The 13,965-nt window shown below is 61.1% G+C and carries 9 protein-coding genes; 2 read left to right on the forward strand and 7 right to left on the reverse strand.

Going from position 1 to position 13,965, the window contains the following annotated elements:
- Positions 1-66: 66 nt before the first annotated feature.
- Complete coding sequence (locus AWB72_RS07300) at positions 67-627, forward strand: DUF4337 domain-containing protein (RefSeq protein ID WP_040049845.1); 561 nt, start codon at positions 67-69, stop codon at positions 625-627.
- Between the two features lie 6 nt (positions 628-633).
- Here the strand turns inward: AWB72_RS07300 and AWB72_RS07305 are convergent, their stop codons facing one another.
- The 4 genes from AWB72_RS07305 to AWB72_RS07320 form a co-directional block, all read right to left on the reverse strand.
- Entirely contained in the window at positions 634-1,263 is a 630-nt protein-coding gene (locus AWB72_RS07305; RefSeq protein ID WP_040049844.1) for a hypothetical protein, read from the reverse strand.
- A gap of 64 nt (positions 1,264-1,327) precedes the next feature.
- Positions 1,328-2,023 (reverse strand): phosphatase PAP2 family protein, encoded by a 696-nt coding sequence (locus tag AWB72_RS07310; protein ID WP_040049843.1) that lies wholly within the window; start codon positions 2,021-2,023, stop codon positions 1,328-1,330.
- A gap of 98 nt (positions 2,024-2,121) precedes the next feature.
- The gene (locus tag AWB72_RS07315) at positions 2,122-4,281 is read right to left on the reverse strand and encodes a response regulator (protein WP_040049842.1); all 2,160 of its coding nucleotides are present in this window, start codon (positions 4,279-4,281) and stop codon (positions 2,122-2,124) included.
- 8 nt (positions 4,282-4,289) lie between these two features.
- Positions 4,290-9,863, reverse strand: a complete 5,574-nt coding sequence (locus tag AWB72_RS07320; RefSeq protein ID WP_244285544.1) for a HAMP domain-containing protein — start codon at positions 9,861-9,863, stop codon at positions 4,290-4,292.
- A gap of 84 nt (positions 9,864-9,947) precedes the next feature.
- Between AWB72_RS07320 and AWB72_RS29325 the strand changes: the two genes are divergently transcribed.
- On the forward strand, positions 9,948-10,271 hold the full coding sequence (locus AWB72_RS29325) for a hypothetical protein (RefSeq protein WP_244285545.1): 324 nt from the start codon (positions 9,948-9,950) through the stop codon (positions 10,269-10,271).
- 463 nt (positions 10,272-10,734) lie between these two features.
- On the opposite strand, the gene AWB72_RS07325 is transcribed toward AWB72_RS29325, so the two are convergent.
- The 3 genes from AWB72_RS07325 to AWB72_RS07335 all read right to left on the reverse strand — a co-directional run bounded on the left by AWB72_RS07325 (position 10,735) and on the right by AWB72_RS07335 (position 13,923).
- On the reverse strand, positions 10,735-11,343 hold the full coding sequence (locus tag AWB72_RS07325) for an NUDIX hydrolase (protein ID WP_040049841.1): 609 nt from the start codon (positions 11,341-11,343) through the stop codon (positions 10,735-10,737).
- A gap of 27 nt (positions 11,344-11,370) precedes the next feature.
- Entirely contained in the window at positions 11,371-12,243 is an 873-nt protein-coding gene (locus AWB72_RS07330; protein WP_040049840.1) for a D-psicose 3-epimerase, read from the reverse strand.
- A gap of 138 nt (positions 12,244-12,381) precedes the next feature.
- Positions 12,382-13,923: a sugar ABC transporter ATP-binding protein gene (locus AWB72_RS07335; protein WP_052449800.1), complete on the reverse strand. Its 1,542-nt coding sequence runs from the start codon at positions 13,921-13,923 to the stop codon at positions 12,382-12,384.
- Positions 13,924-13,965: the final 42 nt, after the last annotated feature.

The raw sequence follows: 13,965 nt of genomic DNA on the forward strand, positions 1-13,965 counted from the left end.
TTGCGATAAGATCGCAAACACTTCTATCAAGGGCGTCGCTTTTCGCCGCAACGTCGAAAATTACTCATGTCCCACGAACACGCACCGCATGACCATCTCGTCGAACATGCCGCTCATGCCGGCGATCCGCTATCGCGTTGGGTTGCAGTCTTCACGGCAATTCTTGCTGCGTTGTCGGGGCTGCTTCACTATGAGGAAGGCGTGTTGCAGACGCAGGCGCTGATCTTCAAGAACGATGCCGTGCTCTCCCAAAGCAAGGCGAGCGATCAATGGGGCTACTATCAGGCGCAATCGAGCAAAGGCCACTTGATGGAGCTGGCAGCCGAACTGGCGCCTGTGCAGCGGCAAGCGTTCTATCGGGATCAGATCGCGAAGTACGAGGACCGGAAGAAGGAAATCTCGGCCAAGGCGCGGGAGCTGGAAAAAGAAGTGGAAGAAGCCAATCGACGCTCCGAGGCGAAAGAGCATCCGCAGCATTTGTTCGGTCAGGCGCTGGCCTGGCTGAGCGTCGCAATCTCGCTGGCGGCGATCACGTCGCTTACGGGAAGCCGCAAGCTTTTCTGGCTTGCGGGACTCATGGGCGCAGCCGGACTCGGTGTTTCGGTCTTCGCCTTCATGCAGCTTTGAGCGAGATCACCGCACGGGACAGGCGGTGGATTGACCGTTCAACCCTTCCCGTTCGACGGCGAATGACGCGACGGACGTTCCCGCGCGACGAGTGACGCGCACTACATAGATGCTGTCGAAGTCGGCGCTTGCCCACTTAGGCACGCTCGAAGCGTCTCCGCCCAAACGTTTGACGATGCGCCGCGCCGTCTCCTCGACAAGCGCATGTTCCCAGGCAACGACCACGACACTGCTGCGGTAGTTCGGCGAGAGCAAGGAATCCGCGAGCTTGTCGATATCCTTGAAGCCGAGGGATGCGTTGACCGGCAGACCGAAGTAGATCGCCGTCGGCTCGATGGTCGCGAGGGGACGCACATAGTCGTACTTCGTCCCGCGGTCGTTCTTTTGCTTCGCGGGATCGGGAGCGAAGATGGCGTCCGGCCGGCCGAATTTCGTTTCGATGACTCGCGGCAACGCCAGCGCCCGATTCAATCCCTGGCAAGAGAGTTGTCCGAGCCCCTGGTCGGGCTTTTCGCCATGCCGGACCATGACGATGGTTTGCGCGATGTCGCCGTCGGCGAATGCGCACAATGGAGCGCACGCCGCACCGACGAGACCCATCCGCGCAAGCGCGGATGCAACGTGTCGAGCGTTCATTTGAAGAGCCGATAAAGGGAGCTGGCAGATTCTAACAAGCCCTGCTCCCCCCTCCCGGAAGCGGCTACAACCTTTTGAACAGCGATAAGGCGAGTAGTCGAGGCTCGTCGAACATCGTGGCGAATTCAAAGAAGAGCAAGAAAGCCAGCATGTAGCCCACGGCCGGACGACGCTCCATGAACCGCACGACGTACGGCGCGAATGACTCTCTCAAACGAGTTCGCGTGAGGACGGCAACGACCGCGGCGCCGATCAACGCACCCGCAAGAACGTCCGTCGGATAGTGCAGCCCGAGGTACACCCGGGGCAAGCAAATGAACAGCACGCACTGTAAGACCGCCAGCACGCCGATCCACCGCCACACGAGGAAGATTCCCACCGCCACCGCCATCCACAGTGCGGCATGGTCGCTCGGCAACGAACTCCATAAACGGAGGTGGTTGCTGGCGTGGCTTGCGCCGGGAAAGTTCAAGCCGAGGCCGGCGTCGTAAATGGGCCTCAGACGAAACGGCAAGAAGAGCGCGAGAAGCCGCCCGACGACGAAAGCGACCATCGCGGACAACAAGGTCGCAACCACCATTTCCCGGCGGTATTCGAGCGAATTGCCCTGCTTGAACCAGATGGCGTACAGGATCGCAAGCGGAAGCACCCCTTTGAACAGATAGAAGTCAGCGAGGACGCTAACCGCCTGAGCAAAGAAGCCCGAGGCCGGAGCGATATGGATAAGATAGGTTTGAATGGTCGTGTCGAATGCGTTCACGCGGCGATTGTCCTTTTTTTTAAGTCGATGCTTCTGTGTCCCGGCCGCTCATACTCCGGCGGCCGAGCTTATTAAATGCTTAACATGGGCCGAAGCGGTCATTCGCGCGCATTCTCCAAATCGAGACCTCGCTCCGCTGCATTCTTTGCGATCAGTTGCGTCAGGGCATCGAGGTCTGTCGGCTTGATCAAGTGATAGTCCATGCCGGCAGCCTTTGAATTCTGCCGGTCCACATCTTGTCCGTAACCACTCAACGCGATGAGCAGGCAGCTTCGCATGTCCGTGTCCTCGCGCATTCGCTTCGCGACTTCGTACCCTGTCATTCCGGGCAAGCCGATGTCCAGAATGGCTACGTGCGGTCTGAAGCTGCGCGCCAGTATCAGGGCAGTCGGCCCGTCGTGCGCGCAGGATACTTCGCAACCGTGGATTTCGAGGAACAAGGCTACGCTTTCCGCCGAGGCCGTCGAATCGTCGACGACGAGCACGCGCAGTCCGCGGACGCCACCAAGAGGAGCAGCGTCCTGCGCACGCGGAAAGGGCTTTGGCTCGGTCCTGGCGGGAAGGCGCACGGTGAATTTTGCGCCCTTGCCTCGCCCCTCGCTGCTGCAGGTAATGGTGCCGCCGTGCGATTCGACAAGATGGCGGGCCAGCGTCAATCCAATGCCGAGTCCGCCCTGAGCGCGATCCAGCGAGCTATCGCCCTGCGCGAACAATTCGAATACGCGGCCCAGCCACTTCGCGTCGATACCCTCGCCGTCATCGGTGATGGTGATAACCGCGTGGTCATCGCTGAAGTCTGTGGACAGCGCGATGTTGCCGCCCACTGGCGTGAACTTCGACGCGTTGTTCAGCAGGTTCGAAACGACCTGCGTGAGCCGGACGACATCGCCGTCGACGATCACGTCATCAGTCTGTGCGTTCAACACGAATGTTTGCGAACGCCGTCCGAAATGCGGCACGCTGGTCTCTATCGCGCGCTCGACGACGAGGCTCAAGGGCACGGGTTCACGCCGCAGGGACACCGTGCCCCGCGCGATGCGCGAGACGTCCAGCAAGTCGTCCACGATGTGCACCATGTGATCGATCTGCGTACCGATGACATCGTAAGACCACTTCAGGAGCTGACCGTCGCCCGGATCAGCGGCCTTCATGACACTGACCGCGTTGGAGATCGGCGCAAGCGGATTGCGCAGTTCATGCGCGAGCATGGCCAGGAATTCGTCCTTGCGCCGGTCTTCCTCGCGCAGCGCGGAGAACAACAATGCATTCTCCAGCCCGATCGATGCCCGGCTCACGAATTCGGTCGTCACCGCAGTCAAGTCAGTGCGGCTCTCCTCACCCTCGTAGCCAAGCGCAAGCACCGCCTTGTGCTGCACGGTGTTGAGGAGCGGATAGAAGGCCACTCTGCCTTTCCGGCTGACCGAGGCTGTGCGCTGCGGCTCGGCGGATGCACTGCCGAACATTTCTGCCGTACTGCCCACGACCGCGACGGCCTCGCCCCGGTCCAGCGACTGCTGCGCATGATCGAAGAATTGCTTGAGCGGCACGGGCGGCGCATATGGAGGCTCGCGCTCTGCATCCACTCCGTGCCACGCCCCGGGCCGCGTAGAAAAGAGCGTGCGCGGCACTGACTCGTTTTCGAGCATGAGCAGGACACACGCGACGTCGGCGAGTGTCGGCACGGCGCTGTCGACGATACGCGCCGAGGTCGTATCGACATCCAGTGACCGGGTCAGCAGATGGCTGACCTGAGAAAGAAAGTCCGCACGCTGTCGAGCCTGGTCTGCCGAGGCACGCAAAGCCTCGGCACGGGCGAGTTCCTCGCGCTCCGCGGCGCGCGAGATCAGTTCGAGGTTCATTCTGTAAAGCTGCACGAACACCCGCACCTTCGCGCGGAGTATCTCAGGCACAACCGGCGACGATATGTAGTCGACAGCGCCCAGAGAGTAACCGCGCGCCATCTCGGCATCGTCTACGTGAGCGGTCACGAAGATGATTGGCGTCGTCGCGGTTCGTCGATACGACCGCAGCAGGCTGGCCGTTTCGAAGCCGTCCATGTCCGGCATATTGACGTCCAGCAGAATGACGGCGAAATCCTGCGCCAGCACTTCCTTCAATGCTTCTCGCCCGGACGACACGCAGACGACGTCCTGCCCCGGCTCCTCGAGCACCGTGCGCAGAACCACATGCTGACTGACCAGGTCGTCCACGACCAGAATGCGCACACTTGGGTGCGCGGTAACGTCCACATCTGACATGGCCGTTCCTATCGATGCAGCCAGGCGTGCAACACGGCGAGCAAGTCGTCGAGGTTCACGGGTTTGGACAGGTAATCCCACGCTCCCGCCTCGATGCACTTCTCGCGATCGCCCTTCATTGCCTTGGCCGTCACGGCGATGATGGGCAGCGCTCGGCCCACCGGCCGCTTGCGAATTTCGCGGATGGTGGTGAGGCCGTCCATTTCAGGCATCATCACGTCCATCAGAACGATGTCAATTTCCGGATCTGCCTCGACCTGGTTGACGGCGTCGCGTCCGTTATCGGCCCAGGAATGCCGCATGCCCAGGTCTTCCATCACCGTGGCAAGGGCGAATATGTTGCGCATGTCGTCGTCGACGATCAGTGCCTTCTTGCCGTGGAGCTTGCCTTGCGGAATCCGCAGTGCGCTCAGAACGGCGTTGGCTTCCGGAGGGAGCGCATTCGCGTCGACGTGAAGCGCCGCGATGCAGAGGTCGAACAGCATTTCAGGGCTCGCTGCGGGATGAGCGACGAACGTTTCGCATTGCTGCTGCCATCGCGGGTTTTCGGTGATGTCGTCCGCGCGAAGAATGACCGGTAACGGCGCGAGGACACGCGACCCCGACAATGCCTGCTCAATGTCTTCCGGCTCGACGGCGACGGTGCCATCGGCCAGCACCAGGACGTCGAAGCAACTCGACGATAAATGCCGGAGCAGAGTCTCTCGCGAATCGGCGATCGTGAATGCTGCTTGCGACCCGTCGAGGCCATGCACGAGCAAGTCACGCTCGGCCCCTTCCGGCAGAGTCGCAAGCACCGTGCGCTGCCTCGGACCGACATATTGCGCCAAAGCCGAAAGCGCGAGGTCGAGCGTCTCCTTCGATTCGATGGGCTTAGGGATGAATGCGAACGCGCCCGAGCGCAGCGCGCGCTCGCGAAACTCGTCCGAGGAAACCACGCATACGGGAATATGCCGGGTAGCCATGTCTTGCTTGAGCCGGCTGAGGATCCGCCACCCCTCCATGTCGGCCAGGAACACGTCGAGCGTCATGAAATCGGGTTTGTATCGCGCGGCGAGAGTCAACGCATCGGCCCCGAAAGCCGTGACAACGGCCTTCATCCCGCCTTCTCGCGCGGCGTCCGCCACGACCCGCGCGAACGCGGCATCGTTCTCGACAATGAGCACGACCCGGTCGCCTTGCACGATATGGTCGCGGTCATCGGGGAACGGCGCGACGAGCGTCGCATCCGTGACCTCGTCCCGCCGGTACGACCGCGCCCGCGATAGTTCCTGTGCCTCGGTGACACGCGCCGCACCGTTCGCGGCTGCCGACGACGCGCCGTCGAAGAACGGAAGCGACCTGCGCCCCGAACGCGCGTTGTCGTTCTTGCTCGGCAGATACAGCGTGAACGTGCTTCCCTTGTTGGGCGTGCTCGTCAGACGAATTTCACCGCCGAGCAGCTTGGACAGTTCGCGGCTGATCGCAAGCCCGAGCCCAGTGCCGCCGTACTTGCGGCTCGTGCTGCCGTCCGCCTGCTGGAACGCTTCGAACACGATCTGCTGCTTGTCGGGCGAAATACCGATGCCGGTGTCCTGCACGGAGAACGCGAGCACCGGGCCGCCGTGACCGAGCGTTTCGCTGTCGTCGCCCCATCCGGCGAACGCTTCGTCGATGGTCAGCGTCACATGCCCCCTGTGCGTGAATTTGAACGCATTGGACAGCAGGTTCTTGAGGATCTGCTGGAGGCGCTTCAAATCGGTGACGATCGAAGACGGCACGTCGGCGCCGAGCTGGATGAAGAAGTCGACGTTACGTGCCTCGGCGACGTGTCGGAAAGTCCGCTCGACATAGAGCGTCAGGTCGGCAAGACGATGCTCCGCCAGGTCCACGACCACCGTTCCGGATTCGATCTTCGCGAGATCGAGAATGTCGTTGATCAGCATGAGCAGATCGTTGCCGGAAGAATGAATCGTCTTCGCGAACTCGACTTGCCTTGGCGAAAGATTGCCTTCCGGGTTCTTGCATAGCTGGTCCGAGAGAATCAACAAGCTGTTGAGCGGCGTGCGCAGTTCGTGCGACATGTTCGCCAGGAACTCAGACTTGTACTTGGACGTCAGCGCCAGTTGCTTTGCCTTGTCTTCGAGTGCTTGCCGAGCCTGCTCGACTTCGGAACTCTTTCGCTCGACTTCCTGGTTCTGGTGAGCGAGCAGACGAGCCTTCTCCTGCAATTCCTGATTGGTCTGCTGCAACTCTTCCTGCCGGCTCTGCAGTTCGTGAGCAAGCGATTGCGATTGCTTGAGGAGATCCTCGGTTCGCATGTTCGCTTCGATCGTATTGATCACGATGCCGATACTTTCGGTCAGTTGATCGAGGAACGCCTGATGAGTCGGATTGAAGCGCTCGACCGACGCCAGTTCGATCACGCCCTTGACGTGTCCCTCGAAGACGACCGGCAGTACGAGGACGTTTTGCGGCAGTACGGTGAGAAGTCCCGAGACGATGCGATAGTCGCTCGACGACGACGGCGCAAGCAGGATCTTGCGCTTCTCGACAGCACATTGCCCGACCAGGCCTTCTCCCAGCGCCACGCGTTTTCCGTGCGAGCGATAGCCGTCCGATGCGTAGCTTCCGACGAGCTTGAGCGAGGTGCCCTGCGGACTTGCATCGAGCACGAAGAACTCGGCTTGTTGAACACCGACGACCGGCGCCAGCTCGGACAGAATGAGATGGCCGACAGCGACGAGATCCTTCTGCCCCTGGAGCATGCGGCTGAACTTCGCCAGGTTCGTCTTGAGCCAGTCCTGCTCGGTGTTGAGGGCCGTGGTGTCCTTCAGGTTGCGGATCATCTCGTTGATCGTATCTTTCAACGCCGCGACCTCGCCCAACGCCTCGACCGTGATCGAACGAGTCAAGTCGCCCTGCGTCACGGCAGTCGCAACCTCGGCGATCGCCCGCACCTGCGTCGTCAGGTTGGCCGCCAATTGATTGACGTTTTCGGTGAGACCCTTCCAGGTGCCCGCTGCGCCCGGCACTTTCGCCTGGCCGCCCAGCTTGCCCTCGACGCCGACTTCCCGCGCAACGGTGGTGACCTGATCCGCGAACGTGGCGAGTGTGTCCGTCATGCTGTTGATCGTGTCGGCAAGGGCCGCGATTTCGCCCTTCGCTTCCACCGTCAGCTTGCGCGCCAGGTCGCCGTTCGCCACTGCCGTCACCACGCGCGCGATGCCGCGAACCTGGCTCGTCAGGTTGCCCGCCATGAAGTTCACGTTGTCGGTCAGGTCCTTCCATGTTCCCGCCACGCCCTGCACGTCGGCCTGACCGCCCAGCTTTCCTTCGGTGCCGACTTCGCGTGCGACACGTGTGACTTCCGACGCGAACGAGCGCAGCTGATCGACCATCGTGTTGATGGTGTTCTTCAGCTCGAGAATCTCGCCCTTCACGTCGACGGTGATTTTCTTCGAGAGGTCACCCGCCGCCACCGCTTTCGTCACGTCCGCGATGTTGCGCACCTGGCTCGTCAGATTGCCCGCCATGAAGTTGACGGAATCCGTCAGGTCCTTCCATGTGCCCGCCACGCCCTGCACATCGGCCTGTCCGCCGAGCTTGCCGAGCGTGCCGACTTCGCGCGCGACCCGAGTGACTTCGGAGGCGAACGAACTCAATTGATCGACCATCGTGTTGATCGTGTTCTTGAGTTCGAGAATCTCGCCTTTCACGTCCACGGTGATCTTCTTCGAAAGATCGCCCGCCGCGACTGCCTTGGTCACGTCCGCGATGTTGCGAACCTGGCTGGTCAGGTTGCCGGCCATGAAGTTGACGTTGTCGGTGAGGTCCTTCCACGTGCCGGCAACACCTTGCACGTCCGCCTGACCGCCGAGCTTGCCTTCGGTGCCGACTTCCCGTGCAACACGCGTGACTTCCGACGCGAACGAGCGCAGCTGATCCACCATCGTGTTGATCGTGTTCTTCAACTCGAGGATTTCGCCCTTCACGTCCACCGTGATCTTCTTGGACAGGTCGCCCGCAGCCACGGCCGTCGTCACCTCGGCGATGTTACGCACCTGCGCCGTCAAATTACTGCCCATCGAGTTCACTGAATCGGTCAAGTCCTTCCACGTGCCGGCAACGCCCTGCACATCGGCCTGACCGCCGAGCTTGCCTTCCGTGCCGACCTCGCGCGCCACACGCGTGACTTCGGATGCGAAGGACCGTAACTGGTCGACCATGGTGTTGATCGTGTTCTTGAGCTCGAGGATCTCGCCCTTGACGTCCACCGTGATCTTCTTCGAGAGATCGCCCGCGGCAACCGCGGTCGTCACATCCGCGATGTTGCGAACCTGCGCCGTCAAGTTACTGCCCATGGAATTGACGGAGTCGGTCAGATCTTTCCACGTGCCCGCCACGCCCTGAACGTCCGCCTGTCCGCCGAGCTTGCCTTCCGTCCCGACCTCGCGCGCCACGCGCGTGACCTCGGACGCGAATGAACTGAGCTGGTCCACCATCGTGTTGATGGTGTTCTTCAGTTCAAGAATTTCGCCCTTCACGTCCACCGTGATTTTCTTGGAAAGATCGCCCGCGGCCACTGCAGTGGTGACGTCCGCGATGTTGCGAACCTGTGCCGTCAGGTTGCTCCCCATTGAATTCACCGAATCGGTCAGGTCCTTCCAGGTTCCGGCGACGCCTTTCACGTCGGCCTGACCGCCGAGCTTCCCTTCCGTGCCCACTTCGCGCGCGACCCGGGTTACCTCCGATGCAAACGAGCGCAGCTGATCGACCATCGTGTTGATGGTGTTCTTCAGCTCCAGAATCTCGCCCTTCACGTCCACCGTGATCTTCTTGGACAGATCGCCCGCGGCGACCGCGGTCGTGACCTCCGCGATATTGCGCACCTGGCTCGTCAGGTTGCCCGCCATGAAGTTCACGTTGTCGGTCAAGTCCTTCCAGGTACCGGCGACGCCCTTGACCTCCGCCTGCCCGCCGAGCTTGCCCTCGGTGCCGACCTCCCGCGCCACGCGCGTGACCTCCGCCGCGAATGAGCGCAACTGGTCGACCATGGTGTTGATCGTGTTCTTCAGCTCCAGAATCTCACCCTTCACGTCGACGGTGATCTTCTTCGAAAGGTCCCCGGCAGCGACGGCCTTCGTCACTTCCGCGATATTGCGCACCTGGCTCGTCAGATTGCCGGCCATGAAGTTCACGGAATCGGTCAGGTCCTTCCAGGTGCCGGCCACACCTTGCACATCCGCCTGTCCACCGAGCTTGCCTTCCGTGCCGACCTCCCGCGCCACGCGAGTGACTTCGGCCGAGAACGTGCCCAACTGCTCCACCATCCTGTTGATGATCTTCGCGGTGCGCAAGAATTCGCCTTGCAACGCGCGTCCGTCGGCTTCGAGCGCCATGCTCTTGCTCAGATCGCCCTGCGCGACTGCGCCGATCACCCGCGCGACTTCGCTCGTCGGATGCACGAGGTCGGCGATCAATGAGTTCACGGAGTCCATCGAACTGCGCCAGAAGCCGCGCGCATCGGGAATCGCCGCGCGCTCGTTGATTCGGCCTTCCTTGCCGACGGCCTGGCTCAACCGTGCGAGTTCATCCGACATTCGAAGGTTCTGGTCGACGACCGCGTTGAATGCGTCAGCGATCTTGCCCGCAAGACCGGTCCAGTCAGACGGAAGGCAAGCGCCTTGGCCCTTCAGGACCGCAGTCAGGGCGGTGTGGACCGCTCGATTGCGATCGTGAGCGTGGTCGATGGCCTCCAGAAGCCCATTCGACTCGCGTACCTGACGCAGCCAGAAGCCGCTCAGCCCTGCCTCGCTGAGACGCTTTCCGCTGCCTGGATGTTCGCCGTATGCGACCCCGATTTCTTCGTGGGATCGGCTTTGGCGCTCGCATTGATCCGACAACGCCGCCAGTTCGGCGACGAGCCTGCCCTTCATTCCGTCCCACTCGGACGGGAGTTCGCCGATGGGCTCGCCGCGGCGCACGGCGGCCACGGCTCCGATCAGTAAGCGCAGCTCGCTCTCGTTCAGCGCGTCTTTGCCAGTCACCACGGCGTCCATTGAATGTTCCTCGAAGGCGTTGGTCGGTTTTTAACCGCAATAAGCAGATTTTGACTCGATCGTGTCATGTCCGGCAGTCCTCGCGCGCCTGCGCTTGTTTGACTGCCGCCGCCGGATCGCGCGCGATTCTAGACCGCCGATCCTTACGCCATGCTTAGGTACGCGGGATTCGAGGCAAGCACAATCGGTTGATACGAGGATGCGGCAACACGGGACGATTCCCGGCCACGCAGACCGGCGGGCCGAAACCGGCTTTTACCGTTCAGTTGTTTTGTGGCGGCTCGGGTGTCACGACGGTCGGAGCGTACCGCTTGCGGCATGCGGTTCTTATCACATGGCTGGAGCTAAGCGGCAGATCCCCCGGTTCCTCGACCGCGAGACTGCCGATAGCCTACATCCATCAGGGGAGAAGTCAGTCGAAATCTGCTTGCCGGTGTTCTTTGAGGTGGCGCAGTCGCGCGAGTTGTTGAGGCAAAACGCGTCCCAGCGAGAGCGCCGGTAGATTTTCAAGGTCGAAGAACTGAGCCGCGCTCGTCTCTTGGCCCAGCGCGCAATCTTTTCCGGTGACCTGGCCGAGAAAGACGAGCTTCCAGATATGGAATATCGAGGGCGGGTGAGCGTGTTTCGCCATGTCCCAGACCGCCAATAAGCGAACGATGTCGACGGAATAGCCACTTTCCTCGCGGACCTCCTTCGCTGCATTTTCGGCGGGCGAAAGGCCGACATCGGCCCAGCCGCCAGGCAGCGACCAACGACCGTCCGCCGTCTCCTTCACGAGCAGGATGTCGCCGGCGTCATCGAATACGGCACATCGGACGTCCAGTTTGGGATTCGCGTATCCCGATTCCTGCGCGAAAAGCTCCGTGACCCGGCCGATGTCCATCGAAGCAAGTTCCGCAAGCTGCGCATGTGCAATGGCTTCGATCTCTTCATAACGCTCTTTGTCGAACGGACTCGTCGCGTAGTGAAGTCCTGTCTGCGCGAGGGCGAGAAGGCGCTTCGCGCGCCGGAGCGATTCCATAGCGATATCCCTGTCTGAACGCCATCTTCACGCCAGTTTCTCACGAACAAACTGCAGCGAGCGACGAGCGCGCTCGTCCATCTGTTCGTCCGTCGCACCGTTCGACATGTCCCGCCACACGCCCACCGCGCGGCTGACCGAACCGCCCTTGCGCATGAACGGTTCCATGACGATAGTGCCGTCGTATTCGATTTCCTTCAGCGCCCCGAAGATCTCATCCCACGGCAGGCGACCCTCACCCGGCGGCAGGCGATTCGCTTCGCCCAGATGAAAATGGCCCATCTTGCCCTTGCAGGCGAGGATTGCATCGCGGAAGGAACTCTCTTCGATATTCATGTGGAACGTGTCGAGCTGAACCTTGCACGCCGGACTGTCGACCGCGTCGGCGAAGGCAAGCGCTTCCTTCGCGTCATTGCACAGCCACTGCTCGAAGCGATTCACCACCTCCAGTGCATAAATGATGCCGTAGTCTTCAGCGACCTTGATGACACGGCGAACGCTGTCGATTGCGCGGTCGACGTAGGGGCGCTTGTCCTTCATGTCGAGCGGTGGGGATTGCGGCCACGCGCAGAATGTGAGGCCGGCAAAAACCGGTGCGCCGAGCAGATGGCAATCGTCGAGCAGGCGCTTCACGTATTCCGTGCCGGCATCTCTAACGCTCTTGTCCGGCGAAGCAAAGTCGTATTCGGACTTCAGTCCGATACAGCACATCACCGTGAGGCCCAGATCGTCGGCGACCGACTTCAGCTCACGCTTCTTCGCGTCCGGAAGATTGTGAAACTCGCCGAGCGAAATTTCCATCATGTCAAAGCCGAGTCCGGCGATGCGCTTCGCCGTCGCCGGAAAGTCGACCATCCACTCAGTCGACCAGTAGGTGTAGAACATGCCAACTTTGTTCACGGTGTAACTCCTTTACCGGGCTATCACAAGGGTACGAAAGTGAATTGCGCGCGCCAACTTTTACTTAGGCGTCCAGATTAGCTCGATCTCAATTCTTGCTTCATGGTTCAAGCTATGAACGTATGCGGCCCTGATAACTCACGACACGAATCCCGTGGGCTTGACCTCGGGGTGAGCAGGGTCGGCATGTTCAAGCGCAGCCAGAGACATGATTCGCTCCTCCGACGCCTCGTCGAATCCAACCTCGCCAACTAGCTGGCCGGCACGCATGACCAGAATCCGGTCGGAGATGGTCAGGATTTCAGGCAAGTCGCTCGAAATGACGAGAATCGCTAGTCCATCGTGTGCGAGTTCGCGCATCAGCGCATAGATTTCCGCTTTCGTGGTGACGTCGACTCCGCGAGTGGGTTCATCGACGATAAGCACTCGGGGCTTCGAGGCCAGCCACTTCGCAAGCACGACCTTTTGCTGGTTGCCACCGCTCAGCAGCCGCACCAGTTGTTCGACGGTCGGCGTCTTGATCTTGAATCGTCCCACGTAGCTGTCGATCATCCGCGCCTCTTGCAGCGGCCGCACCATGCTCCCCTTTGACAGTCGCCCCAGTCCGAGCGCGGCGAGAGACAAATTACTGCCGACCGACATACCCAAGACCAGTCCCTGATCCTTCCGGTCTTCGGGGGCGAGCGCAATGCCAAGCTTCATTGCATCGCGTGGTCTCGAAATCTTGACCGGCTTGCCCTCGACAGAGACTGTCCCGTGTTTCGGAGGCGGCGCCCCGAATATTCCCATCGCGACTTCCGAGCGGCCCGCTCCTATCAGGCCCGCGAGTCCGACTATTTCACCTTGGCGTAGAGAGAACGAGACATCGCGATAGCGGTGGTCATCACCCAAGCCCTGAACCGAGAGCACGACAGGCTTGCCCGAGTGCTCCGGCCGGACACGTTTGACCTCGGCGAGGTCCCGACCAACCATGAGGCGCACGACCTCGTCAGGCGAAGTATCGGTAAGCCTCGCGGTTCGCACATGCTTTCCGTCCCGCAAGACGGTGACGACGTCGCAGTTGTCGAATACCTCGCGCATCCGATGCGAGATATACAGAATCGTCACGCCCCGGTCTCGCAACTCGTGGACGACCTTGAAGAGCGTGAGAGAGTCGGCTTCGGACAAACTTGAAGTCGGCTCGTCCAGGATGAGCAAACGCGGCTCATGAATCAGCGCCTTGCAGATTTCAATGAGCTGTTGCTGAGCGATGGTCAGATCGCCGAGACGCGTGTCAGGGTCCAGCGAGATCCCCAGACGCTGCATGGCGGCCGTCGCCTTGTTCAACAGCGTGCTGCGGTCGACCAAAACCCCGGCCATGCGCGGCTCCGCGCCGAGGAATATGTTCTCGGCAATCGTCATGTTCGGGGCCAGCATGAGCTCCTGAAACACGATGGAAATGCCCTTCTTGGCCGCGTCGCGCGTGCCGGAGAACTCGACTTGCTGACCATCGAAGATGAGCCGGCCGGACGTCGGCGGGTGTGCCCCGGCGATGACCTGCATCAACGTCGACTTGCCGGCACCGTTCTCACCCATGATTGCATGGACGGTCCCCGCCTCCACGCTGAAGGAGACCTCTTGCAGCGCCTTGACACCCGGAAAGGTCTTGGTGATCTGCTCAACGCTCAATAGAACGGTCATGGCGGTACTCTTCGCGAGGAAAGCACGGGACCGGGAACATCC

Origin of the sequence: Caballeronia concitans (genome assembly GCF_001544615.1) — a bacterium.
GTDB classification, from domain to species: domain Bacteria; phylum Pseudomonadota; class Gammaproteobacteria; order Burkholderiales; family Burkholderiaceae; genus Caballeronia; species Caballeronia concitans.